The organism is Bradyrhizobium sp. RT6a (assembly GCF_040547675.1).
Classification (GTDB): Bacteria; Pseudomonadota; Alphaproteobacteria; order Rhizobiales; family Xanthobacteraceae; genus Bradyrhizobium.
On the sequence record NZ_JBEPQC010000004.1, the window covers coordinates 588226 to 611359 of the forward strand.

General features: G+C 65.2%; 21 protein-coding genes. 11 read left to right on the forward strand and 10 right to left on the reverse strand.

Features of this window, described 5'->3' with window-relative positions:
- The first annotated feature begins 18 nt into the window (after positions 1-18).
- Positions 19-711, forward strand: a complete 693-nt coding sequence (locus ABIC03_RS24650) for a response regulator transcription factor (protein ID WP_354061769.1) — start codon at positions 19-21, stop codon at positions 709-711.
- Complete coding sequence (locus ABIC03_RS24655; protein ID WP_354061771.1) at positions 698-1771, forward strand: sensor histidine kinase; 1074 nt, start codon at positions 698-700, stop codon at positions 1769-1771. Before ABIC03_RS24650 ends, ABIC03_RS24655 begins: the two co-directional genes overlap by 14 nt.
- On the opposite strand, the gene ABIC03_RS24660 is transcribed toward ABIC03_RS24655, so the two are convergent.
- Both ABIC03_RS24660 and ABIC03_RS24665 read right to left on the reverse strand, forming a co-directional pair.
- Positions 1768-2139: a response regulator transcription factor gene (locus ABIC03_RS24660; protein WP_354061773.1), complete on the reverse strand. Its 372-nt coding sequence runs from the start codon at positions 2137-2139 to the stop codon at positions 1768-1770. The genes ABIC03_RS24655 and ABIC03_RS24660 overlap by 4 nt on opposite strands.
- Complete coding sequence (locus ABIC03_RS24665; protein ID WP_354061775.1) at positions 2136-3002, reverse strand: S1C family serine protease; 867 nt, start codon at positions 3000-3002, stop codon at positions 2136-2138. Before ABIC03_RS24665 ends, ABIC03_RS24660 begins: the two co-directional genes overlap by 4 nt.
- A 197-nt stretch (positions 3003-3199) precedes the next feature.
- On the opposite strand from ABIC03_RS24665, the gene ABIC03_RS24670 reads away from it, so the two are divergent.
- The 3 genes from ABIC03_RS24670 to ABIC03_RS24680 all read left to right on the forward strand — a co-directional run bounded on the left by ABIC03_RS24670 (position 3200) and on the right by ABIC03_RS24680 (position 7570).
- Complete coding sequence (locus ABIC03_RS24670) at positions 3200-4165, forward strand: VOC family protein (RefSeq protein ID WP_354061776.1); 966 nt, start codon at positions 3200-3202, stop codon at positions 4163-4165.
- Positions 4166-4229: 64 nt separating this feature from the next.
- Positions 4230-5105 (forward strand): dihydrodipicolinate synthase family protein, encoded by an 876-nt coding sequence (locus ABIC03_RS24675; RefSeq protein WP_354061777.1) that lies wholly within the window; start codon positions 4230-4232, stop codon positions 5103-5105.
- Positions 5106-5248: 143 nt separating this feature from the next.
- Complete coding sequence (locus ABIC03_RS24680) at positions 5249-7570, forward strand: xanthine dehydrogenase family protein molybdopterin-binding subunit (protein WP_354061779.1); 2322 nt, start codon at positions 5249-5251, stop codon at positions 7568-7570.
- A gap of 198 nt (positions 7571-7768) precedes the next feature.
- Here ABIC03_RS24680 and ABIC03_RS24685 read toward each other — a convergent pair whose 3' ends face one another.
- From ABIC03_RS24685 to ABIC03_RS24695, 3 genes are read right to left on the reverse strand one after another with little or no spacing between them, the layout of a single operon-like run.
- A complete protein-coding gene (locus tag ABIC03_RS24685) occupies positions 7769-8965 on the reverse strand; it encodes an acyl-CoA dehydrogenase family protein (protein ID WP_275173620.1) in 1197 nt (398 codons plus the stop codon).
- 15 nt (positions 8966-8980) lie between these two features.
- Positions 8981-10129, reverse strand: coding sequence for an acyl-CoA dehydrogenase family protein (locus ABIC03_RS24690; protein WP_354061781.1), 1149 nt, complete (start codon positions 10127-10129; stop codon positions 8981-8983).
- A 5-nt stretch (positions 10130-10134) separates the two neighbouring features.
- Positions 10135-10989: an enoyl-CoA hydratase gene (locus ABIC03_RS24695; RefSeq protein ID WP_354061783.1), complete on the reverse strand. Its 855-nt coding sequence runs from the start codon at positions 10987-10989 to the stop codon at positions 10135-10137.
- A 182-nt stretch (positions 10990-11171) separates the two neighbouring features.
- Here ABIC03_RS24695 and ABIC03_RS24700 point away from each other — a divergent pair, with 182 nt between their 5' ends.
- The 3 genes from ABIC03_RS24700 to ABIC03_RS24710 all read left to right on the forward strand — a co-directional run bounded on the left by ABIC03_RS24700 (position 11172) and on the right by ABIC03_RS24710 (position 13310).
- Positions 11172-11780, forward strand: coding sequence for a LemA family protein (locus tag ABIC03_RS24700; protein ID WP_275173623.1), 609 nt, complete (start codon positions 11172-11174; stop codon positions 11778-11780).
- Positions 11781-11918: 138 nt separating this feature from the next.
- Positions 11919-12809 (forward strand): TPM domain-containing protein, encoded by an 891-nt coding sequence (locus ABIC03_RS24705; protein WP_354061785.1) that lies wholly within the window; start codon positions 11919-11921, stop codon positions 12807-12809.
- A 3-nt stretch (positions 12810-12812) separates the two neighbouring features.
- Positions 12813-13310 (forward strand): TPM domain-containing protein, encoded by a 498-nt coding sequence (locus ABIC03_RS24710; RefSeq protein ID WP_354061787.1) that lies wholly within the window; start codon positions 12813-12815, stop codon positions 13308-13310.
- Positions 13311-13519: 209 nt separating this feature from the next.
- Here the strand turns inward: ABIC03_RS24710 and ABIC03_RS24715 are convergent, their stop codons facing one another.
- Complete coding sequence (locus ABIC03_RS24715; protein WP_275173626.1) at positions 13520-14332, reverse strand: MBL fold metallo-hydrolase; 813 nt, start codon at positions 14330-14332, stop codon at positions 13520-13522.
- A complete protein-coding gene (locus ABIC03_RS24720; RefSeq protein WP_035974430.1) occupies positions 14329-14700 on the reverse strand; it encodes a Crp/Fnr family transcriptional regulator in 372 nt (123 codons plus the stop codon). Before ABIC03_RS24720 ends, ABIC03_RS24715 begins: the two co-directional genes overlap by 4 nt.
- 290 nt (positions 14701-14990) lie before the next feature.
- Here ABIC03_RS24720 and ABIC03_RS24725 point away from each other — a divergent pair, with 290 nt between their 5' ends.
- The 3 genes from ABIC03_RS24725 (at position 14991) to ABIC03_RS24735 (ending at position 17867) form a co-directional block, all read left to right on the forward strand.
- Positions 14991-15983 carry a hypothetical protein gene (locus ABIC03_RS24725; RefSeq protein WP_354062024.1) on the forward strand — a complete coding sequence of 331 codons (993 nt, stop codon included), beginning with the start codon at positions 14991-14993 and terminating at the stop codon, positions 15981-15983.
- 93 nt (positions 15984-16076) lie between these two features.
- Positions 16077-17621, forward strand: coding sequence for a hypothetical protein (locus ABIC03_RS24730; RefSeq protein WP_354061790.1), 1545 nt, complete (start codon positions 16077-16079; stop codon positions 17619-17621).
- Positions 17622-17702: 81 nt separating this feature from the next.
- Positions 17703-17867, forward strand: coding sequence for a hypothetical protein (locus tag ABIC03_RS24735; protein WP_354061792.1), 165 nt, complete (start codon positions 17703-17705; stop codon positions 17865-17867).
- A gap of 8 nt (positions 17868-17875) precedes the next feature.
- Here the strand turns inward: ABIC03_RS24735 and ABIC03_RS24740 are convergent, their stop codons facing one another.
- From ABIC03_RS24740 to putA, 3 genes are all read right to left on the reverse strand, one after another.
- Entirely contained in the window at positions 17876-18523 is a 648-nt protein-coding gene (locus tag ABIC03_RS24740; protein ID WP_354061794.1) for a glutathione S-transferase family protein, read from the reverse strand.
- A 197-nt stretch (positions 18524-18720) separates the two neighbouring features.
- Positions 18721-19926: a CaiB/BaiF CoA transferase family protein gene (locus ABIC03_RS24745; RefSeq protein ID WP_354061796.1), complete on the reverse strand. Its 1206-nt coding sequence runs from the start codon at positions 19924-19926 to the stop codon at positions 18721-18723.
- A gap of 113 nt (positions 19927-20039) precedes the next feature.
- Positions 20040-23039, reverse strand: a complete 3000-nt coding sequence (putA, locus tag ABIC03_RS24750; RefSeq protein ID WP_354061798.1) for a bifunctional proline dehydrogenase/L-glutamate gamma-semialdehyde dehydrogenase PutA — start codon at positions 23037-23039, stop codon at positions 20040-20042.
- Positions 23040-23134 lie beyond the last annotated feature (95 nt).

Below are 23134 nucleotides of genomic sequence, written 5' to 3' on the forward strand. Positions count from 1 at the left end.
CGTCGCGCGGAGTTTGTCATGACCCGAGGTCACCGCCGCATTCTGGTCGTCGAGGACGATGCGGAAACCGCAGGCCAGCTCGTCGAGGAGCTGACGACCTCCGGCTACGACGTCGATCTCGCCGCCACGGGGCGCGAAGCCCTCAGCCGCGGCGCCGCGCGCGACTATGCCGTGATCACCATCGACCGCATGCTGCCCGACATCGACGGCATCAGCGTGATGCGCCAGTTGCGTGACGACGGCATCGCCGCACCGTTCCTGATCATCTCCGCACTTGGCGAAGTTGACGACCGCGTGCGCGGCTTGCGCGCCGGCGGCGACGATTACCTCGTCAAGCCATTCTCTTTCACCGAGTTGCTGGCGCGACTGGAGGCACTCGGCCGGCGCAGTGACACCGTCGCCAAGGAGACGATCCTGCGGGTCGGCGATCTCGCCATCGACCTGATCGCACGCAACGCGAGTCGCCGCGGCCGGAAGATTCCGCTGTTGCCGCGGGAATTCCAGCTGCTCGAATATCTCGTCCGCAACGAGGGCCGCGTCGTCTCGCGTGCGATGCTGCTCCAGCATGTTTGGGATCTGCACTTCGATCCCTCCACCAACATCATCGACGTCTATGTCGGTCGCGTCTGTCGCAAGGTCGATGGTGCCCAGGCCTATCCGCTGATCCACACCATCCGCGGCATCGGATATTGTCTCCGTGCTCCTGGCTAAAACGCTCCGCTCCTCGACCTTCCGCCTTGCGCTGATCGCGATCGCGGCGTTTGGGCTGATCGTCGCGGCGATCATGGCCTATGTCTATTTCGGCACGATCGCCTATGTGCAGAGTCGTATCGGCGATGCCCGCGACCACGGCGGCTTCACCGCGATGATCGAGCTCGCAATGGTCGCTGTCGCGGTGCTGATGCTGGTGCTCGCCGGGCTCGCCGCGGTGCTGGTGACGCGCCGCACGGTCGGGCGAATCGAGGAGATCAACGCCACCAGCCGCGCTATCATGATGTCCGGCCTCGACCAGCGCATTCCCTTGCGCGGCAGTCATGACGAGTGGGACCGCGTCGCTGAAAACCTCAACCAGATGCTCGACCGCATCGAGACGCTGATGGGCGAAGTCAAGCAGGTCAGCGACAACGTCGCCCATGATTTGCGCACGCCGCTGACGCGCATGCGGGGTCGGCTGGAGAAGGCCTATCACGCCCCGCGCAACGGCGAAGCCGACGCGGCGCTGATCGGCGACACCATCGCCGATCTCGACGCCGTGCTCGGCATGTTTGCCTCCATCACCCGCATCTCCGAGATCGAGACCCGAGCCCGCCGCAGCGCGTTTCGCACCCTCAATCTCGCCGAAATCGCCGGCGAGGTCGTCGAGCTCTACGATGCCGCCGCCGAACAGGTCGCGACCCGGCTCAGCCTGGGCGGCGATCGCGAGGTGGCGATCACGGGCGACCGCGACCTGCTGTTCGACGCCTTTGCCAATCTCGTCGACAACGCGATCAAGCACGGCTGCAAAGGCGGGCAGGTGACCGTCACCTGCCGCAGCACCGACCGTGGTGCGACGATCGCAGTCGCCGACGATGGACCGGGCATTCCGGCGGATCAGCGCGATCACGTGTTCAAGCGGTTCTACCGGCTCGAACAGAGCCGCTACACCCCGGGTAACGGCCTTGGTTTAAGCCTGGTCGCCGCGGTCGCCGGCCTCCATGGCGCCGAGATTGCCCTGCACGACAACGCGCCGGGCCTGACGGTTCAGCTCAGCTTCCCGCTGCTCCCGCTCTAGAGTTCGATCACGCCGCGGCGGGCCGCATGTGCCACTGCATCGGTGCGGCCGGTGGCATCGAGCTTGTCGAGCAGCGAGCCGACATGGAATTTCACGGTGTGGACGGAAATGCCGAGCTGGCGCGCGATCATCTTGTTGGAACCACCTTCCGCCATCAACGCCAGCACATCGAGCTCGCGCTGTGTCAGCGCGATGTCCTCAGGCATGATGCGCGGATCGCGGCTGACAATCGTCGCCGCGGCCTTCTCGCCGGGTTCGGCGAGGCGAAGCCCGGCGATATTGCCGAGCAGAGCCGCCAGGCGATCGGCGAGCGCGGGATCGTCGATCTCCAAGGCCAGAACGATCTCGGGCGCGATGTCCTCGCTCACGCCGCCGGCCTCTCGCCGATCGTGACCTTGAAGCTGACCGGCTCGCCTCCGCGGCGCGCCGCGACATCGACCACCGTGCCGACACTCGCCGGACCCAGCGTTCGCGACAGTGCACGTACGCCGGACAGCTTCTGGTCGTTGACGGCGACGATGACGTCGCCCTGGCGGATTCCGGCCGCGGCCGAAGGGCCGGCCTTGTCTACATTCATCACCATCGCGCCGACACCGTCGTCGAGCCGGACCGGCTGGAGCCCGAGGCCGAGATACCCGCGTGCAATCCGGCCGCGCGCCTCTAACTGTGCCGCGACCCGCTCGATCGTCGCCGTCGGGATCACCAGCACACGCCTGGGGCCGAGCACGGCCATGCCGAAGGCGTCGCCCGATGCATCGAGCGCGAGGCCGCCCTGCTGGCTGGAGCGCAAGCGGACGTCGAGCTCGATCCGCGCGTCGATGTCGCCGCCGCGCAAGGACCGCCAGCTCTTGCCGGACAGCGACACCATGCCGAGCGCGGCGCTCGGCGCATCACGGTTGGTGGCGACGACGACCGACAACGCGCCCAGAGGCGGCACAATTGTGGCCAGCTTGACCGGGGCAATCGCGCTATCGACGCGCAGCAGTGCGATATCCGTCGTATGGTCGCGGCCCGCGATCGTGGCGGCTGCGGTGCTGCCGTCGGGGAGGCCGATCTCGACGTCCCCCTCATCGGCCAGCGCCTCGTCGGCGGTGACGATCATGCCGGGTTTCCAGACGAAGCCGGTGGCGCGGGAGCGATGCGAGTGGACGGAGACGACGGAGGGCGCGGTGCGGGACACCATATCCGCGAGCGCGGACGACAGCGAAGTCAGGCGAGTTGAGTCGGTCATGGCAGGCTCCTGTAAAGCTGTCCTCAATCTGGGATGTCGCGGGCGATCGCGTAACTGGCCGCATGGCCAGGAAATAGGCAGGGAAGCTGGTCCGTAAGACCACGGCCGACGAACATGTGATTGGGAGCCGCTCACGGCAACGTGTAGCAATCGAGAAATTGCGCCGCACGGCCCTAAACCTTTCAGCGAGCTGACCGATGACCATCGACCTGACCCGCCGCACCCTGCTTCAACTCGCCGGCGCCACCTCGCTTGCAATGGCGGCTGCGGGCGCGGCGCGCGCCGAGGGCGCACCACAGGGCGGCGGGCCGACCTACGCCAGCCGCACGCCGATGCGGGTCGGTATGGTGACGCTCCGGGTGAAAAATCTCGACAAGGTCGCCGACTACTATCGCGACGTGATCGGCCTTACCGTCTTGGAGCGCTCTGCGAGCGCCGCCAAGCTCGGCACAGCCGGTATCACGCTGCTGGCGCTGGAGGCCCGTCCTAATGCCGAGATCGAGCCGCGCAATGCCGCCGGCCTCTACCATACCGCGTTCTTGATGCCGACACGCAAGGACCTCGCGCGCTGGCTGGTAGCAGCCGCCTCGCATCGTGTGCCGCTGTCGGGCTTTGCCGATCATCTCGTCAGCGAATCCGTCTATCTCGACGATCCCGAAGGCAACGGCATCGAGGTCTATGCCGACCGCGATCCCGCCCAATGGCAGTGGAGCGAGGGCAGCGTGAAGATGGCGTCCGACGAGCTCAACATTCCCGACCTGCTGTCGCTGACCAATACGCGCGTGCCTGATTATGCCAAGGCGCCGGACGGTCTGCGCATCGGCCACATGCATCTGCGGGTCGGCGATCTCGCGCAGGCGCAGAATTTCTACCAGGGCACGATCGGCCTGGACCCGACCCGCAGCCGCAGCGGTGCTGCGTTCCTGTCGTCGGGCCGCTACCACCATCACCTCGGCATGAACGTCTGGCAGAGTCAGGGCGCCGGCCAGCGCGACGATCAGGCAACAGGGCTCGCCTGGTTCTCGCTGGTGACGGAGAAGCCGGACCTGCTTGCCGCGCAGGACGAGCGCCTGCGCAAGGGCGGTGCGAAAGTCACGGCGCTGGCGAACGGGGTGGAGGCGATCGATCCCTGGGGCACGCGGGTGCGGCTGATCAGGGTTTGATCGCCGGCGCGAGCGTTGGTAAGACCGGTCAGGCGCTAGCCAGTTTCCGGGATTCACAGCTGACATGTCCGATTTTCGCGGCGTCTTCCCTTATCTCGTCTCGCCCGTCGCTGCCGATGGCGCGGTGCGCACGAACGTGCTCGCAAGGCTCTGCGACGATCTGATCGGCGCCGGTGTCCACGGTCTGACCCCGCTCGGCTCGACCGGCGAGTTCGCCTATCTCAACGCCGCCCAACGCACCGCGGTGGTGCAGACCACGATCGAGGCGGCAAAGGGACGTGTGCCTGTGGTTGCGGGCGTCGCCTCCACCTCGACGGCTGACGCGGTGGCGCAGGCGAAAGCGTATCAGAAGCTCGGCGCCGACGGCATTCTGGCGATCCTGGAAGCGTATTTCCCGCTCGCCGATGCCCAAATCGAATCCTATTTTCGCGCCATTGCGGATGCCGTGGACATCCCCGTCGTCATCTACACCAATCCGCAATTCCAGCGCTCCGATCTCACCCTCGACGTCATCGCGCGTCTCGCCGAACATCCGCGCATCGGCTACATCAAGGACGCCTCGACCAACACCGGCCGGCTGCTCTCGATCATGAACCGCTGCGGCGATGCCTTGCGGGTGTTCTCGGCCTCCGCCCACATCCCAGCCGCGGTGATGCTGATCGGCGGGCTCGGCTGGATGGCGGGCCCGGCCTGCATCATTCCGCGCCAGAGCGTCGCGCTCTACGACCTCTGCAAGGCCGGCCGGTGGGACGAGGCCATGGCGCTCCAGCGCAGGCTGTGGCGCATCAACGAGGCTTTTGCCCGCTTCAATCTGGCGGCCTGCATCAAGGCCGGGTTGGCTATCCAGGGCTACGACGTCGGCGATCCCGTCCCGCCGCAGGCCGCTCTCACCGCCGATGCGCGCAAGGTCGTGGAGGCGGCCCTGCGCGAGCTGGGCTAGGCGCCGATAGGACGGCTTCGCTTCCGCTCGCCTATGCCCGGCATGACGAAATCGTGGATATGCCGCCCAAAACCGCGGCTGGCCTCGCATGCCTCGATCCGCTAAAAGGCAGCCGCTTTTGAGAGATTAAGGGACCCCACGGAATGAACATTCTTCCCGGCAATTTGCGTTTCGGAGCGGGGCAGCCCGTCAAGCGTTTGGAAGATCAGCGGCTGCTCACCGGGAAGGGGCAGTTCATCGACGACAAGCCGGAAGATGGCGCGCTGTGGTTGTACCTGCTGCGCTCGCCCCATGCCCACGCGAAGATCGTCTCGATCGACACTGCCGCTGCCACTGCGATGCCCGGCGTGACCGCGGTCTACACCGGCGCCGACCTCGTCAAGGACGACATCGGCGTCATCCCGACACTGAGCATCTTTAAACGCCCCGACGGCAAGCCGATGACGGTGCCGCCACGCCGCCTGCTGGCGCACGAAATCGTGCGCTATGCCGGCGAGGCCGTGGCTGCCGTGGTGGCCTCCTCGCGTGCCGACGCGCAGAGCGCGGCCGAAGCGATCGTAATCGAATATGACGTGCAGCCGGCGGTGGTCGATCCTGTCGAAGCGGTCAAGCCCGGCGCGCCCGTGGTGTGGCCGGAGGCCCCCGACAACATCGTCGGCGCGATGGCTTACGGCGATGCAGCCAAGGTGGACGAGGCTTTTGCCAAGGCGGCGCATACCGTCGAGCTCGATCTCGTCAGCCAGCGCCTGGTGCCCTCGGCCATGGAGCCGCGCTCGACCATTGCCGAGATCGACAAGAAGACCGGCCGCCTTCTGCTGCATGTGCAGTCGCAGACGCCGGCCTCGACCCGGGACGTGCTGGCCGAGGCCGTGCTGAAGCGTCCCAAGGACAGCGTGCGCGTGCTGGTCGGCGACATGGGCGGCGGCTTTGGCCAGAAGACCAGTCTCTATCCCGAAGACGGCATTGTCGCTTACGCTGCGACCAAGCTGAACAGGAAGATCCGCTGGCGCGGCGACCGTACCGATGAATTCGTCGGTGGCACCCACGGCCGCGATCTGACCTCGACTGCTTCCTTCGCGCTCGACGAGAAGGGCAAGGTGCTGGCCTATCGCGTCAGCTCGATCGGCTGCACCGGAGCTTACTCGTCAGGTGCAGGCAATATCATCCCGCTCGTGCTGGGGCCGTTCGTGCAGACCGGCGTCTATGATTTGCCGCTGGTGCATTTCGAGGTAAAGTCGGTGATGACCCACACCGCGCCGGTCGGTGCCTATCGCGGTGCCGGCCGCCCGGAGGCCGTGTTCATCGTCGAGCGCCTGTTCGACGCGGCCGCACGAAAAATCGGCATGGATCCGCGCGCGATCCGCAAGGCGAATTACATCAAGCCGGCGCAACTGCCCTACACCAATGCGGCGGGGCAGGTTTACGATTCCGGCGCCTTTGCGCACATGCTCGACCGTGCCGTGAAGCTCGCCGACTGGGACGGCTTTGCCGCGCGCAAGAAGGCTGCGAAGAAGAAGGGCCTGCTCTACGGCCGTGGGCTCACCTCCTATATCGAATGGACCGGCGGCCGCGCTCACACCGAGAAGGTCAGCCTGCACGCGACCGCGCAGGGCCGCGTCGTGCTGCATTCCGGCACCATGGCGATGGGGCAGGGGTTGCAGACCACCTACACCCAGATGATCTCCGACACGCTCGGCATTGCCATGGACAAGATCGACGTGGTCCAGGGCGACACCGATCTGGCGACGGGCTTCGGCAGCGTCGGCTCGCGTTCGCTGTTCGTCGGCGGCACGGCGGTCGCGGTCTCCTCCAACGATCTGATCCAGAAGGCGCGCGAGAAGGCGGCGAGCGTGCTGGAGACCTCGATCGAGGACATCGAGTACCAGGGCGGCATGCTCACCGTGGTCGGTACCGACCGCCGCATCAGTCTGTTCGATATTGCAGAGAAGGAGAGCGGCGCAAAACTCAGCGTCGATTCCGAAGGCGAAGTGGATGGTCCGAGCTGGCCCAACGGCACGCATATCTGCGAAGTCGAGATCGACCCCGAGACCGGCGTCTCCAAGGTCGTGCGCTACACCACCGTCGACGACGTCGGTGTCGCCGTGAATCCGATGCTGGTCACCGGCCAGATCCATGGCGGTGTCGCGCAGGGTATCGGCCAGGCGCTGTATGAGGGCGTGTCCTATGATGCCGACGGCCAGCTGCTCACCGCGAGCTACCAGGACTATTGCATCCCGCGCGCCGACGACGTTCCGCCGATCGTGGTGACGCTTGATGACTCTGCGCCCTGCCGCACCAATCCGCTCGGCGCCAAGGGCTGCGGCGAATCCGGCGCCATCGGCGGCCCGCCTTGCGTCACCAACGGCGTGATGGATGCGCTCGCCGAACTCGGTATCACCCAGCTCAACACGCCGCTGACGCCGCAGAAGATCTGGCAGGCGATCAGGGACGCGAAGGTGGGGTAGTTGTAGTCTGCGCCGTCGCAACAATCACAATTGTCGTCCCGGCGAAGGCCGCGACCCATAACCACCGAGTCCAATTTGGCGACGGCTGGTGGTGACCAGCTTCGTGCTACAACTTCGTCACGGCGTATGGGTCCCGGCCCCCCGTGCGCAATGGCGCACCAGGCCGGGACGACAGCGAGAATGTAGCGCCGGTACCCCTCAAATTCCCAGCATCATCTTCGCGATGATATCGCGCTGGATCTCCGAGGTGCCGCCGAAGATCGTATAGGCGCGGCCGTTGAGATATTCCGGCACGACAGTCAGCATCTCGTCCGGCATCGGCGGCTCATGGTTGAGCCTGTAAAGCGGGCGCATCGGCTCGACCGCGAGGGCGTCGTGGCCGATCACGTCGGCGCCGAGCCGCGTCACGGCCTGCCGGATCTCGCTATTGCGCAGCTTCAGGATCGACGACACCGCACCGGGATTCTGTCCGGTCTGCAATGCCGACAGCACGCGCAGCTCGGTCATCTCCAGCGCGTCGATGTCGACCTCGACCTCGGAGATGCGCGTCGCGATATCGAGGCTGTCGATCGCGCGCCCCGTCAGGTCGGACTCGGCGAGATCCGCGATCGCCTTCAGCCCCTCGCGCAATTTTGCGGAGGCGATGCCGGAGCCGCGTTCGAATTCGAGCAGATATTTGCCGTAGGTCCAGCCCTTGCCTTCCTCGCCGACGCGGTTGGCCACGGGCACCCGCACGTCGTCGAAGAATACCTGGTTGACCTCGTGGTCGCCGCCGATGGTGAGGATGGGGCGGGTCGTGATGCCCGGTGTCTTCATGTCGATCAGGATGAAGCTGATGCCATCCTGCTGCCGCGGGCCGTCGCTGGTGCGCACCAGCGCGAACATGCGGTTGGCGTGGTGGGCATGCGTGGTCCAGATCTTGGTGCCGTTGATGATGTAGTCGTCGCCATCGCGCACCGCGCGCGTCTTCAGCGAGGAGAGATCGGAGCCGGAGCCCGGCTCGGAATAGCCCTGGCACCAATAATCTTCGCCGGAGAGAATGCGCGGCAGGTAGAAGTTCTTCTGCTCAGGCGAGCCGAAGCCGATGATGACGGGGCCGACCATCTTCACGCCCATCACGTTGACGTTGGGCACGCCGGCCCGCGCACTTTCGGTCTCGAAAATCCAGCGCTGCGCCGGCGTCCAGTCGGGACCGCCATGCTCGACCGGCCAGCCCGGCGCGCCCCAGCCCTGCTTGTGCAGCGTGCGCTGCCAGGCCATGCCGATATCGGGGTCGGAGAACACCGACGGCGTCAGCGCAGTCGCGCGCTTCATCTCTTCGGTGAGATTTTTGGCAATGAAGCCGCGCACCTCGTCCTGGAAGGCGCGCTCCTCGGCATTGAACGACAGGTCCATGATGCGGTCCTTGTATCAGGCCGGCACGGTGGTGCGGCCAAGCCGGGCGTGGCGGCCATAATGGTGGGCGCTGCCGCCGAACAGCGTGTCGAACGCGACCAGCCGCTTGAAATAGGCGCCGACCTCGAGCTCCTCGGTGACACCCATGCCGCCGTGAAGCTGGATCGCCTGCTCGCCGACGAAGCGCGCGGATCTGCCGATCTTCGCCTTCGCGCCGGAGGCGGCCCGCGCGCACTCGACCGGATCGGCATCGACCTTCAGCGCGGCGCGCAGCGCCATCGAGCGCGCTTCGTCGACCTGCACCGCCATGTCGGCGAGGCGGTGGCGGATCACCTGGTTGGCCGAGAGCGGCCGGCCGAACTGCTTTCGGATTTTGGTGTACTCCAGCGTGGTGTCCAGCAGCACCTGCATGATGCCGACGGCCTCGGCACCGACCGCGGCCATGGCGCGGTCAACAGCCCATTCGATTGCCGGCAGTGCGTCGTGGCCATTGCCGAGCAGCGCATCCTCCGGCAGTTGCGCATCCGACAGCACGATGTTGCAGGCCCGCCCGCCGCCGAGGCGCTCGTAGTCGGAGATCGCAACATTTGGCGTCGTCGCCGGCACCAAAAACAGGCCGATCCGCGCCGACGGTCCCTGATGATCATGGATATGCGCAGAGACGATGATCTCGTCGGCGGCGTGGCCGTCAAGCACGGCAATCTTGTTGCCGGCAAGGCGCCAGCCTTGCGCCGTCTTGTGGGCGGTGGTTGCGACCTTGGCAAGGTCGAACCGCGCCGCGCGCTCGGAATGCGCGAGCGCGAGCTTCAACGATCCGTCCGCGATCTTCGGCAGGATTGCCTGCTTCTGCGCCGTGCTGCCGCATCGCTCGATCAACGCAGCGCCAAGCACGACTGTCGCGACATACGGCTCCGACACCAGCCCGCGGCCGAATGCTTCCATTAAAATGCCGATCTCGACCGCGCTGCCGCCGAGCCCGCCAAACTCCTCCGCGATCGGCAATGCAAGCCAGCCGAGTTCGGCGAATTGCGTCCACACCGCCGGGCTGAAGCCGAGCGGGTCGTTCGCCATCTTGCGGCGGTGATCGGCATCGTAGCTTTCGGCCACGAAACGCTCCGCGCTTTCGCGCAGCAGCCGTTGCTCGTCGGTGAGATTGAGATCCATCCCGTCTAGTCCGCGGCCGCCGGCGGCTTGCGCACGGAGGGGTGCAGGCCGGATGGATCGACGACCATGCCGAATTCCTGAAGATTATGCGCGTGACAGAGCTGATGCAGCGCAAAGGCCTGGTCGATTGCCGCCGGTTGGCCCATGACGTCAACCGAACGATTCACCGCCTCCTTGGTCAGCTTCAGTGCAAAGGACGGTTTTGATGCGATCCGGCGCGCCAGCTCCAGCACGCGCGATGAAAGCTCCGCGCGCGGCACGATCCGGTTGACCATGCCGAGCTGGTGCGCCTCCTGCGCGCTCCAGCTGTCTGCGGTGAACAGAAATTCCTTGGCCTTGCGCGGGCCGAGCTCCCAGGGATGCACGAACCATTCGACGCCGCAGACACCCATGGTGACCACGGGATCGCAGAACTGCGCGTCGTCGCTGGCGACGATGAGATCGCAGGCCCAGGCCAGCATCAGCCCGCCGGCGATGCATTTGCCGTGCACCTCTGCAATCGTGGGCTTGGCGAGGTTGCGCCAGCGCCGCGTGATCTGGAGATAGATCTCCTGCTCGCGCGCGAAGCGGCCATGGGCGTTTGATTCGGCGAAGCCGCCCCAATTTCCGATCGGCGGAAAATCCACGCCTGCTTCATTCTTGCTGCCGGGTCGCAGGTCATGGCCCGAGGAGAAGTGCGGACCATTGCCGGCGAGAATGATGACCTTGACCGTATCGTCCTGCACCGCCTCATCGAAGGCGGCGTTGAGATCGTAGGTCATTTGCAGGTTCTGCGCGTTGCGCGCGTCGGGCCGGTTCATCACGACCCGGGCAATCGCCGGCTCCGGCCTCTCCACGAGGATGGTCTCGAACGAGCTCATCGCGTTCCCCTGGCGTTCCCGAACCGGTTTATTGTTCCCTTGAGTTGACTATTACAGCCGGGATTAAGCAAGAGGCTTGCGTACATCGGCTGCTTTTGGCGGCCTCGGCCCGGACGCAAGATGTCTGGCATCTCGCGCATGCAATCTGGTAGCTTGCGCCCGATTCCACCGGGAGAAATTTGATGCGCAAGATCCTGACCGTGCTGGCGGCGCTGGCCTCGTTGAGCCTCACCAATTGCGGCTATAACGCGATCCAGAGCGAGGACGAGCAGATCAAGGCCAACTGGTCCGAGGTCGTGAACCAGTATCAACGCCGCGCCGATCTCGTGCCCAACCTCGTCAACTCGGTGAAGGGTTTTGCGCAGCAGGAGAAGGACGTGCTGCTCGGCGTCACCAATGCCCGCGCCAAGGTCGGCAGCATCCAGGCGACGCCGGAGGTGCTGAACGATCCCGCCGCATTCCAGAAATTCCAGGCCGCCCAGGGCGAGCTCTCCGGCGCGCTGTCGCGGCTGCTGGTGGTCACCGAGAACTACCCGCAGCTCAAGTCGGATGCGCTGTTCAAGGATTTGATGTCGCAGCTCGAGGGCACCGAGAACCGCATCACGGTGGCGCGCAACCGCTACATCAAGGCGGTACAGGACTACAACGTCACCATCCGTTCGTTCCCGAGCAACGTCACCGCGATGATGTTCGGCTACAAGGAGAAGCCGAACTTCTCGGTCGAGAACGAGAAGGCAATCTCGACCGCACCGAAGGTCGATTTCAATCCGGCACCCGCGCCGTCGAAGTAAGTGCGCGCTATTTTGCGCATGCGCTTCTCCCCGCCCACCGCCGCCATTCCCCGCGAAAGCGGGGAATCCAGTACGCCGCGGCTTCACCGTATCCCGCCGGCGTCTCTGGAATACTGGATCGCCCGGTCCCGCCGGGCGATGACACCGAGTGTGTGGTGGCGTGTTGCCGCCATAGTCGCGCTCCTGTTCACCTTTGCGCTTCCCGCCGCAGCCGATGTCGCCATACCCCAGCTCACCGGCCGCGTGGTCGATCAGACCGGCACGCTCTCCAGCGGAGACATCGCCGCGTTGTCGCAAAAGCTGCAGGACTTCGAGACCCGCAAGGGCAGCCAGCTCGTCGTCCTGATCGTGCCGACGACGGATCCGGAGACGATCGAGCAGTTCGCGATCCGCGTTGCGGAGGCCTGGAAGATAGGACGCAAGAAGGTCGACGACGGCGCCATCCTCGTCGTGGCCAAGAACGACCGGCGTTTGCGCATCGAGGTCGGTTACGGCCTTGAGGGCGCGCTCACCGACGTCACGTCGCGGCGCATCATCGATGAAGCCATCACGCCGAAATTCAGGAGTGGCGATTTCGCTGGCGGCATCACGGCGGGGGTCGATCGCATGATCCGCGTCATCGATGGAGAGCCGCTGCCGACGCCCTCGCGCAGCGTGAATTTCGGGGATTGGAACGACATCGAGCCGCTTTTTTTCTTCCTGCTGTTCGGTCCGCTGGTCATCGGCGGCATCCTGCGCTCAATGTTCGGGCGGCTGTTCGGTTCAGGGATCACCGGAGCGATCGTTGGTGTCATCGCCTGGTTCGTGATCGGCTCTGCGGTGATCGGACTGGGCGTCGGTTTGCTCGGCGCTGTCCTGACGTTTATTGCCGATCTGTTTGGGGCAGGATCGGGCACGGGGTCCTCGCGTCGCGGCTCGTGGTCGAGCGGTTCGTCATCCGGCGGCTGGAGCAGCGGGTCGTCGTCGAGCGGCGGCTTCAGTGGCGGTGGCGGCAGCTTTGGCGGCGGCGGTGCTTCGGGGAGCTGGTAGGTCATGAGCATCAGGCGCATCACCCGGCATCTGCTCCAGCACCATTGGCGTGCCAAGCAGGTGTTCCCTAAGGGCGTGCTCGACCGCATCGAGCAGGCGATCAAGCGCGGCGAAGCCAGCCATTCCGGGCAGGTTCGCTTCGTGGTCGAAGGCGCGCTCGACGGCGGCCCGCTGTTTCGCAACCAGCCGGCGCGCGAGCGCGCGCTCGACGTCTTCTCGCAGCTGCGCATCTGGGACACCGCGCACAACAACGGCGTCCTGATCTATCTCCTGCTCGCCGACCGCGATGTCGAGATCATCGCCGACCGCGGTATCGATGCGAAGGTCGGTGGCGAGCGTTGGGAGAGCATCTGCCACGCGATGGAAGTCCAGTTCAGGTCGGGGCAGTTCGAGCGCGGCGCGATCGGCGGGATCGAGGCGGTGTCGCGAGAGTTGGCAAGGCATTTCCCGCCAAGCGGAGTGCACCCGAACGAGCTGCCGGATGCGCCGGTGGTGATGTAGCCGCTACAAGCAGGCGGTGACGGAGTCCCGCTGTCGTCCTGGCGAAAGCCAGGACCCATTACCCCAGGGAGAAGTTTGGCGAAGATTCATCGTTCGGTACGCCTGCTGCGTACACCGATGGACCTCGCGGTATGGGTCCTGGCTTTCGCCAGGACGACGTTGTGGGGACCTCGGTGCTTTGCCTTGCGGACCAACGCCCGCAAGCCCACCTAATCGTCCAGCTTGTTCAAATCCCGCACCGACTGCATGATCGGCTCGAAGTTCGAGCGTGCATCCAGCGCGTCGAACAATTGTGCGGTGTCCTCCAGTAGACCGTGTGACCGCGCGATGGCGATACGCACGTCTTCCTGCGGCGTGTCCGACAGCCGGCCGTGGCCTGAAAGCAGGATCTTCGCGTTCAATCCCTTGAGCCGCTCCAGCGATTCGATGTAGTCCGCGATGCTGCCGGAGCCGAACACGCCGCCCATCACGCCGCCTGGCATGAGCGTATCGGCGGCAAACAGCAGCCCCTTGTCCTGATCGAACAGTGTGATGCAGGCCGACGTGTGTCCTGGCGTGTGCATGACGTTGAGACGGAAATTGCCGAGGTCGATCAGATTGCCTTCCTCGAGCCAGATGTCGATATTAACAGGTACGTTCGGCTCGTTGAACATCTTTCGCAGCATCGAGAAGTCGTCGCGCAGCATGATCTTGTTGGCGGCGAGGCGATGGGCGGCAACGAAGGTGCGGCGCTCGTTGAAGTGCCAGGCCGCGCCGATGTGGTCGAGATGCTCGTGGCTGAGCACCACCATGTCGATCTTTTCCGGCGGGCAGCCGGCAAAGTTCAGGCATTCGACCATCGCCGCATAGTTCGAGGACAGCCCGGTATCGATCAGGATGGTCCGCGCCGAGCCGCGCACGAGATAGACGTTGGCGGCGCGATTGGAGAAGCGGATCTGGTAGACGTCGTCCGCAGCCTGGATCAGCGAGCAGGTGTCGTTCTTCATCAGGACCGGAAAGGCCGTGGGCTTGCCGTCGCTCATGATTGGGCCGCCCGGTAGCTGACCGCGTTGGCGGCGCGCAGGCGTTTCGACAACGCATCCATTACCATCAGCGCAAACGCCGGCTGCTGGCTGACGAGATAGACGAAGCGGGCGTGGTTGACCCTCATCACCTTGGTGTTCGGTGCCGCCGCGATCGCGGTCGCCGAACGTGCGGAGCCGTCGATCACGGCCATCTCGCCGAAGAATTCGCCCTTGCCGAGTTTGATGATGCTGGTCTTGCTGGCGCCGCTGATCTTGGCGATCTCGACCTCGCCGTCGAGGACAACGTACAGCTCGCGGCCGGTCGAGCCTTCCTCGAAGATGATGTCATCGACGCCAAATTCGTTGATGCACTTCTCGATCGTCATGACACCCCCCAAGGGCCGTCTGCAGCCGTTCTGGCTGACAGGACCGTCATGTTAGCGGGGTAACAGGGGCGGGCAAACAGCCCGTTCGGCGAGAGCCGTGGCTGCCGCAGAGCAGCATCGGCTGACAATTTGTTGCACAGCGCCACACCGGTTCCACGTTCCCGGCCCAATTCGGCCCCGGATGAGTTCCTAAAATTTTGGTAAGCGGGTCCGCAGGTAAGGAATTCGCAAGCAATGAAAGTTACCAAAAGGTCAACCGAGACTGGAGTATTTGAGCCGTGAGCGAACCAATGGCCGAGCAGGCCGTCCAGGATACTGGCGTCGTCGAAGCCGCCGCGACCGCGCCGCAGGCCGTCGAGGCTGCGGGGATCGAGGCCCCTTCGATTGCCCCCGACCACGAGACGCCGCCCAAGCCTGATCCAGTGAAGCCCGACCCGGTCAAGATCGAGCCGCCAAAAATTGAGGCGTCAAGGATCGAGGTGCCCAAGTTCGAGGCCAAACTTGAGCCCAAAGCCGAGACCAAGTCCGAGCCAAAGCCCGGCAAGCTCATCGTCATGGCACCCGTGGAGCGGTCCTGGGACCGTGAAGAGTTTGCCCCGCATGTGAAGTCGGACGAGCCGCGCGAGGCCGGCGGCAAGCGCAGCCTGTCGGCGATGGCTGCGGTGGTGGCGATTGCGGCCAGTGTCGGCGCCATCAGCGGCGCGCTCGCGACCGCAGGGATGATGCACTTCGCAAGCCCCGCGCCGGCCCAGGTTGCCGACACCAGCGCGCTGGAATCCTCGGTCGCCCGGATCGATGCCGATGTCGTCGCGCTCAAGGCCAACGTCGAGCACACCTCCAAGACCGGCCTCGGCCAGTTCAACCGCACCAACGACCGCCTCGACAAGCTTGAGAAGGCGCAGGCCGAGCCGATGGCCAAAATCGCGAAGCTGTCCGAGACCGTCGACAAGCTCCGTGCCACCCCGCCGGCGGCTCCCGCCCAGGCCGCAGCCGCCGTGCCCGCCAGGGAGACCACCGGCTCGATCGCGCCGACCCAGGTTGCGACCGCCGCAGCTGCGCCGGCTCCCGCCGCACCCAAGCCCGAGGTCGGCCGGCTGCCGACGGTCGAAGGCTGGGTGCTGCGCGACGTCTCCAACGGCGGCGCGCTGATCGAGGGCCGCGGTGGCCTCTACGAGGTCTATGCCGGCGACCCCATCCCCGGGGTCGGCCGGGTCGATGCGATCCGCCGTCAGGACGGCCGCTGGGTGGTCGTCACCAGCAAGGGGCTGATCGTCTCGCGCTGAGCGGCTGCTATCCGATTTCCGAAAAGGCGCTTCACCACCATGTGAAGCGCCTTTTTGCTTGAATAGCCGTCCCTGCGCGGTGTTACCTGAGACATGAGCCGCGCGTTGCGAATTCTCGTTGCCGTCGCCGTGTTTCTCGGCGGCATCCTGTCGTCGTTGGCCGCGGAGAACGCGCAACTGGCGCGCGGCACGGCGATCACCGATCCCGATCTTCTGCGCGAGCTCGACCGGCACGATGCACTCACGATCTCGCGCCTGTTGTGGCCGGAGGGGAACGCGAACTTTCCGCTGACGACCGATCTGATGTTCTCGTGGTTGTCCCAGCTCAAGGAGATTCCTCCCACGATCGACGCGGAGATCGACCGCTACGTCGCCCGGCAGAAGGCGGCATATCCGACCGAGACCATCGGCGTCGGCGAGGGCTTCGACGTACAATTGTTCGATCGGTCCAATCTGAAATCCCGCGACACCCGTTTCGTGCTGGCCGGTATCGTCAACCGGATGGACCGGGCCTATGTCTCGGAAGACTCCTGCGGCGAGATCAGGCTGATCTATCGTCTCGCGCATTTCGACACGAAACCGGACGGCGGCACGACCGCCACGCGGCTGCCGATGACGTTCAATCTGGTGATGAAGGCGCGCGACGCGCGCCAGATGGACAGGAACGGCAAGCCGATCACCTGCGCCGAGGTCGCGCGACGCTGGCTCGGCAATGGCGACTGGCAGGGGCTGATCGGCAGCAGCTTCTATCCTTACGATGCGATGCTCGATCGCATCGAGACCAACATTCAGATCTCGGTTGCAGCGAAATCGGCACTGCACGATTTCCGCTCCGACTATCTGCTCAAGGTGTTCAAGTACGACGCTTCCTCAAAGACGTTCGAGGAATCGACGCTGGAGAACCAGATCGATCGCGATCGCATCCTCGCGGACAATGATCTCCGGCGCGCCTTCAGGGATTGGCTGCTCGCGCCCGATCATCTTCGCGACTTCGACCGCGGCACGGTGCTGATCCCCGAGAAATTCCTGGCCAGGGGTGCAATCGTGCCGACGCCAGCCGGCCTCGATGCTTCTCCGTTGCAGCCGGAGTTCGGGATGATGCAAGGGGAGGGCAATGGAGAGGGACAAGGCGAGCCGGTCTTCTCCGAGAACGACGTAGTTGGTGCGTTGAAGCAAGCTGCGCGCGGGGACATGCTGAACGTCCGCTCGGTCGCGGGCTTCCAGCGCCGCCTCAATGACGTCACCTGCGCCGGCTGCCACCAGACCCGCGGCATCGGCGGCTTTCATTTTCCGGGCGTCGATTGGCTTGCGGACAAGCCGTCCAATGCCACCATCGTGCAAGCCTCGCCGCATTTTCTTGGCGACCAGGTCCGCCGCCGCGACATCCTGACCGCGATGGCCGCAGGCAAACGTCCTGATTTCTCACGCGGTTTTGCCAGCCGACCGCAGACCCGCGGCAGCACTGAGCTGGCCGGGACCGAATATCAGGACGGCTGGGGCGCGCATTGTTCCCTGGAGAATGCGGGATCGGGATCGGCCGACAGGAGTTTTACGTCATGGAGCTGTGCTAAAGGATTGACCTGTCAGGCTGCCGCGGCCTCGCGCCGCATCGGCATGTGCTTCATCAAGACGCGTTAGCGCGTGATCCGGAAAAGTGTGCAGCGGTTTTCCGAAAAGATCACGCGCAAGATAAAGCCAACAAACCGATTTGGATAACCCATGACGGACTCCAGCGAAGCCAACAAGGAGCGCAATCGCGAGATCGCGCAGAATGAAGAAGCCAAGCAGGTCGGCGGCAGCATCCGCGTCAGCACCTGGGCGGTCGCGGTCGTCGTCATCATTGGCGGAATCCTGGTCACGCTCGGCTGGCTGGCGCTGAAGTAGTCGGCGCCTCACTTGGCGTAGTTCGTCATCCGCTTGCCGGGCAGCAGCTCGTAAGCCGGCTTCCATCCGGGCAGTGCGGCCATGCGGCCAAGCCAGGCGTGGATGGCGGGATAGCTTTCCGCGAAATCAAAGCCGTGCTCGTCGCTCGGATAGTGCAGATAGGCCATCATCGAGACGTCCGCGACGGTCGGCCTGATGCCGATCGCGAATTCATTGTGCTGGAGATGACCGTCGAGAATGCCGAGAAAATCCTCGAGCCGTCGGCGAAAGTGTTTCAGCACCTGCGGGTCGTTGTTTGGCGTGAACGCGCGCATGAAGCGGTAGGTTGCCATGTAGCCGGTGAGCTTGTGGTTGTCCCAGAACAGCCAGCGCAGCAGCTCGAACTTTTCCTCCTCGGTCTCGGCACCGAAACGCCCGTATTGCTCGGCAAGCTTGAGCAGGAGAGGCGCGGTCTGCGTCATCTTCACACCGTCGATTTCGAGCACGGGAATCTCGCCCATCTCGTTCACGCTCTTGCGCCATTCCGGCGTCCGCGTGACGCCGCCGCCAAAGTCGGTCCAGACCGGCTCGAACCTCTCGCCGCAAAGCGTCAGCATCAGCGCCAGCTTGTAGCTGTTGCCGGATTCGGGGAAGTAGTGCAGGCGGTAGCTGGGCATGTGACCTCGCGATGGCCGTGATTGTTGAAGTAAGCTATCCCCCTACGGTCGTCCCGGCGAAGGCCGGGACCCATAGCCACCGAATATGGTTTGGCGAGGACTCGGAGTTGTCGGCTTGGGCGACAACTTCCTCTCTGGGATATGGGTCCCGGCCTTCGCCGGGACGACAGCGTGAATGTATCACCGCCGTCGGCTCCTTACTCAACCGCCCCCTGCGACCGCAGCTGCTTGATCGCCGCCTCGTCGTATCCCGCGCCACGCAAAATCTCGTCACTGTGCTCGCCGACGCCGGGCGGTTTGCGCGGCTGCACTTTCTTGGCGCCGTCGATCCAGATCGGGCTGGAGATGGTGAGCATGGTGTCGTTCTCGAACGGTACCAGAACTTCGTTGTCGAGCATCTGCTTGTCGTTCGGGATGTCGTCCAGAATGCCGACGATGCCGAACACCAGCCCGTTGCCGTCGAGGATCTTGCGCCATTCGGCGAGATCCTTGCTCGCAAAGGTCTCGTCAAAGATCTTGATCAGCTCGACCGAGCGGGCGTGGCGGTCGGGTTTGGTGGCGAAACGCGGATCGGTGATGAGGTCTTCGCGGCCGAGACACTTGGCCAGCGTCGGAAACTGCTTCTCCTCGCTCAGCAGCGACAGGATCAGCCAGCGGCCGTCCTTGCACTGGTAGTGGTTGGCGACCGCATTCAACGCGCGTTCGCGCGGCCGCCGCTCGGCGAACTTGGCGCCGCAGAGTTTAGCCTGCGCCAGCACGCTAGCGGCCCACACGCCGTTCGCCATCAGATTGGAGGCGACATGCGAGCCCTTGCCGGTCTTCTCGCGCTGGTACAGCGCGGTGACGATGGCGCCGTAGAACGCCATCGCGCAGGGATGGTCGCCCATGCCGGCGACCGAGCGGGCCGGCGTCGTGTCGGTGTCGGCGCGGACGAGGTCCATCAGGCCGGAGCGCGCCCAATAGGCGTTGCTGTCGAAGCCGGGCTTGTTGGCCTCTTCGCCTTTTTCGCCATAGCCAGTGAAGGAGGCGTAGATCAGGCGGTCGTTGAGATGGGCGAGATGGTCATAGGTGATGCCGAGCTTGGCGCGCACTGGCGGCGGCATGTTTGTGATGAAGACGTCGGCCTCTTCCACCAGCTTGTAGAGCACGGCCTGCGCCTCGGGCTTTGAGAGGTCGAGCGCGATGCTCTTCTTGTTGCGGGCCTCAAGCAGCCAGGCGAAATTGTGCTCGCTGCTCGGATAGCCCGGAATGTTGGGCAGGTTGCGGTAGGGATCGCCGGCGCCGGGCGGCTCGATCTTGACGACATCGGCACCGAAATCCGACAGCACGGTCGCGGCGGCTGGTGCTGCGATGAAGCTCGCGCAATCCAGCACCTTGAGCCCTGCAAAAATGCCCTTTTCCATTGCGGCGTCGCTCCCTCGCTCGTGTTGTTTCCCGCGCGCTGGAATTGGCGAGGGCCACGTCACGGCAGCATTAGACCGATGTTTCGGCGGGATGCAACGCTCCTCGCCGCGCCTCACTCATCTCCTGCGAGCAGGGCAGCGTTGCCACCGGCTGCTGCGGTGTTGATCGTTACGGTCTGCTCGGTCGCAAAGCGCGCGAGGTAGTGCGGGCCGCCGGCTTTCGGACCGGTTCCGGACAGGCCGTTGCCGCCAAACGGTTGCACGCCGACGACAGCGCCGATCATGTTGCGATTGACGTAGATGTTGCCGATCTGGACACGGTCGACGATCGCCTCGATCGTATCGTCGATACGGGAATGGATGCCGAGCGTCAGCCCGTAGCCGGTGCGCTCGATGGCTTGCAGGACGCGTTCGAGATTTTCGGCACGATAGCGCACGACGTGGAGAATCGGGCCGAACACCTCCGAGGTCAGCTGGCCGGCATCCCCAAGCTCGAAAATATGCGGCGCGACGAAGCAGCCCTCCGGCGCGCTGCCGGCAAAGTGCAGCCGCGCCTCGGTCTTCATTCGTGCGATGTGCGCATCGAGGCGCTGCTTGGCCTCGACATCGATCACCGGGCCGATATGGGTCGCGACGTCGCTCGGATCGCCGATCTTCAACTCGCGCGCCGCGCCCGCGATCATCTCGATCATGCGGTCGGCAACGTCCTCCTGCACGAACAGCAGCCGCAGCGCCGAGCAGCGCTGGCCGGCGGAACGGAACGCCGAGGTGACGACGTCGTCTGCGACCTGCTCGGGCAGCGCAGTCGCATCCGCGATCATGGTGTTGATGCCGCCTGTCTCCGCGATCAGCGGCACGATCGGCCCGTCCTTGGCCGCCAGCGCCCGGTTGATGCTGCGCGCGACCTCGGTCGAGCCGGTGAAGACGATTCCGGCGATATCGGGGTGCGCGGTCAGCCCGGCGCCGACGCGGCCGTCGCCGACGACGAGGTGGAGCGCGCTTGCGGGGATGCCGGCCTCGTGCAGCAGCCGTATCGTCTCAACCGCGACGCACGGGGTCTGCTCCGCGGGCTTGGCCACCACGCTGTTGCCGGCCATCAGCGCGGTCGTGACCTGGCCGAGGAAGATCGCCAGCGGAAAATTCCACGGCGAGATCGCCACGAAGACGCCACGGCCGCGCATGGCCAGCGCATTGCTCTCGCCGGTCGGGCCTCGCATTGCCACGTCGTGGCCGAAGAGCTTGCGGCCCTGCGCGGCATAATAGCGGCAGAAGTCGACAGCCTCGCGCAGCTCCGACAGCGCATCGTCGAGCGTCTTGCCACCCTCGCGTTGCAGCAGCGCGATGAAATGGGGCGCGCGGTTCTCCAGAAGATGCGCTGCCTGCTCCAGCGCCGCCGCGCGCGTGGCTGCCGGAGTCCGGCTCCAGGCGGCAAAGCCCGCGCGCGCAGCCGTCACGGCCGCGTTGGCCTGATCCGGCGTTGCATCGGCGATCGGCTTGAGATCGATCCTCTCGGCCTTGACGTCGGTCAGCAACCGGTCGAGCGCGGCTCGCGCGCCGAATTCGACGCCGCGTGAATTGCGCCGCTCCGGCGCGAACAGATCGCCCGGCAGCGGAATCTTGGGATGGGCCGCCTGCTGCGGCCGGACGATGGCATCCGCCGGACGTTGCAACAGCGCCGTAACGGGCACGCGGTAATCGGAGGCCTGCGCCACGAAGGAGGAGTTGGCACCGTTCTCCAGCAGTCGCCGCACCAGATAGGCGAGCAGGTCGCGATGGCTGCCGACCGGGGCGTAGGTGCGGTAGGCGATGTCGGGGTGGTCCTTGGCGAGCTGCTCGTAGAGCGCCTCGCCCATGCCATGCAGGCGCTGGAATTCGAAGCCGCCGTTTTCACCGGCAAGCTCCAGCACGGTCGCGACGCTCAGCGCGTTGTGGGTGGCGAATTGCGGGAAGATGCGTGGCCGCAGGCTCAACAGCTTTTGGGCGCAGGCGACGTAGTTCAGATCCGTCATCGCCTTGCGGGTGAACACAGGGTAGCCGTCGAGCCCGCGCTCCTGCGCGCGCTTGATCTCGGTGTCCCAATAGGCACCCTTGACCAGCCGCACCATCAGCTTGCGGTCATGCGCGCGGGCTAGCGCATCGACATAGTCGATCACGGCGCCGGCGCGCTTCTGATAGGCCTGGATCGCGAGGCCAAATCCGTCCCAGCCGGCAAGCGAGGGATCGGCGAGCGTTGCCGCGATCACGTCGAGGGACAATTCCAGCCGGTCGGCTTCCTCGGCATCGACGGTGAAGTTGAGATCATGGGCCTTGGCGCGCTGCGCCAGGTCCAGCAGTTGCGGCACCAGCTCAGCCATCACGCGGTCGCGGCTGATCGCCTCGAAGCGCGGATGCAGCGCCGAGAGTTTGACGGAGATGCCGGGCCGGTCGGGCAGGGGATGGTTGCCGGCCGCCTTGCCGATGGTCTCGATCGCACTGGCATAGGCGTCGAAATAGCGCCTGGCGTCAGTGGCCGTGCGCGCGCCTTCGCCGAGCATGTCGAAAGAATAGCGCTGCCTCTCGCCGGAGCGCGGCCGGGCCCGCTCCAGGGCCTGCTCGATGGTCTCCCCCAGCACGAAATGATTGCCCATCAGCCGCATCGCCTGACGCGTGGCGGTGCGCACGGCCGGTGCGCCCAGCCGCTTCACCAGCCGGCCGATGGTGCCGTCGGGCGTCTCGCCGGGCTGGATCACCCGTGCCGAGAGGCCCAATGCCCAGGCCGAGGCGTTGACCAGGAAGGCGGTGGACTTGGTCTCGTGGTGGATGAAGTCGCCCTCGCCGAGCTTGTCCTCGATGAACTGGTCGGCGGTGCGCGCGTCCGGCACGCGCAGCAGCGCCTCGGCCAGCACCATCAAGGCGAGCCCTTCCTTGGTCGAGAGCGCGAACTCCCGCAGCATGTCCTCGACCCCACCAAGCCGGTCGTCGCGCTTGCGGATCGCTTCGATCAGCCGGGTCGCGGTGCGATCGATCCGCGCCTCCTGCGGCGCGCCGAGATGTGCAGATGGCAACAGGCGCGCGGCGATGTCGGCATCATCGGGCGCGTAGGCTGCGGAGAAGGGAGGCGGAACGTTCGGCATGGCGTGTCCTGTGGCTTCAATCCAGGATAATGCTCACGCTACCTTAGCTCGATAGACAATTTAGCTCATTCGGCTTAGAAAATGAAGCCATCTAG

What these genes read in the sequence shown, in the direction of transcription:
- ABIC03_RS24650 (WP_354061769.1), top strand. Translation starts at nt 19, where the DNA reads ATGACCCGAGGTCACCGCCGCATTCTGGTCGTCGAGGACGATGCGGAA.
- ABIC03_RS24665 (WP_354061775.1), bottom strand. Translation starts at nt 3,002, where the DNA reads ATGACCGACTCAACTCGCCTGACTTCGCTGTCGTCCGCGCTCGCGGAT.
- ABIC03_RS24670 (WP_354061776.1), top strand. Translation starts at nt 3,200, where the DNA reads ATGACCATCGACCTGACCCGCCGCACCCTGCTTCAACTCGCCGGCGCC.
- ABIC03_RS24675 (WP_354061777.1), top strand. Translation starts at nt 4,230, where the DNA reads ATGTCCGATTTTCGCGGCGTCTTCCCTTATCTCGTCTCGCCCGTCGCT.
- ABIC03_RS24680 (WP_354061779.1), top strand. Translation starts at nt 5,249, where the DNA reads ATGAACATTCTTCCCGGCAATTTGCGTTTCGGAGCGGGGCAGCCCGTC.
- ABIC03_RS24685 (WP_275173620.1), bottom strand. Translation starts at nt 8,965, where the DNA reads ATGGACCTGTCGTTCAATGCCGAGGAGCGCGCCTTCCAGGACGAGGTG.
- ABIC03_RS24690 (WP_354061781.1), bottom strand. Translation starts at nt 10,129, where the DNA reads ATGGATCTCAATCTCACCGACGAGCAACGGCTGCTGCGCGAAAGCGCG.
- ABIC03_RS24695 (WP_354061783.1), bottom strand. Translation starts at nt 10,989, where the DNA reads ATGAGCTCGTTCGAGACCATCCTCGTGGAGAGGCCGGAGCCGGCGATT.
- ABIC03_RS24700 (WP_275173623.1), top strand. Translation starts at nt 11,172, where the DNA reads ATGCGCAAGATCCTGACCGTGCTGGCGGCGCTGGCCTCGTTGAGCCTC.
- ABIC03_RS24705 (WP_354061785.1), top strand. Translation starts at nt 11,919, where the DNA reads ATGACACCGAGTGTGTGGTGGCGTGTTGCCGCCATAGTCGCGCTCCTG.
- ABIC03_RS24710 (WP_354061787.1), top strand. Translation starts at nt 12,813, where the DNA reads ATGAGCATCAGGCGCATCACCCGGCATCTGCTCCAGCACCATTGGCGT.
- ABIC03_RS24715 (WP_275173626.1), bottom strand. Translation starts at nt 14,332, where the DNA reads ATGAGCGACGGCAAGCCCACGGCCTTTCCGGTCCTGATGAAGAACGAC.
- ABIC03_RS24720 (WP_035974430.1), bottom strand. Translation starts at nt 14,700, where the DNA reads ATGACGATCGAGAAGTGCATCAACGAATTTGGCGTCGATGACATCATC.
- ABIC03_RS24725 (WP_354062024.1), top strand. Translation starts at nt 14,991, where the DNA reads ATGGCCGAGCAGGCCGTCCAGGATACTGGCGTCGTCGAAGCCGCCGCG.
- ABIC03_RS24730 (WP_354061790.1), top strand. Translation starts at nt 16,077, where the DNA reads ATGAGCCGCGCGTTGCGAATTCTCGTTGCCGTCGCCGTGTTTCTCGGC.
- ABIC03_RS24735 (WP_354061792.1), top strand. Translation starts at nt 17,703, where the DNA reads ATGACGGACTCCAGCGAAGCCAACAAGGAGCGCAATCGCGAGATCGCG.
- ABIC03_RS24740 (WP_354061794.1), bottom strand. Translation starts at nt 18,523, where the DNA reads ATGCCCAGCTACCGCCTGCACTACTTCCCCGAATCCGGCAACAGCTAC.
- ABIC03_RS24745 (WP_354061796.1), bottom strand. Translation starts at nt 19,926, where the DNA reads ATGGAAAAGGGCATTTTTGCAGGGCTCAAGGTGCTGGATTGCGCGAGC.
- putA (WP_354061798.1), bottom strand. Translation starts at nt 23,039, where the DNA reads ATGCCGAACGTTCCGCCTCCCTTCTCCGCAGCCTACGCGCCCGATGAT.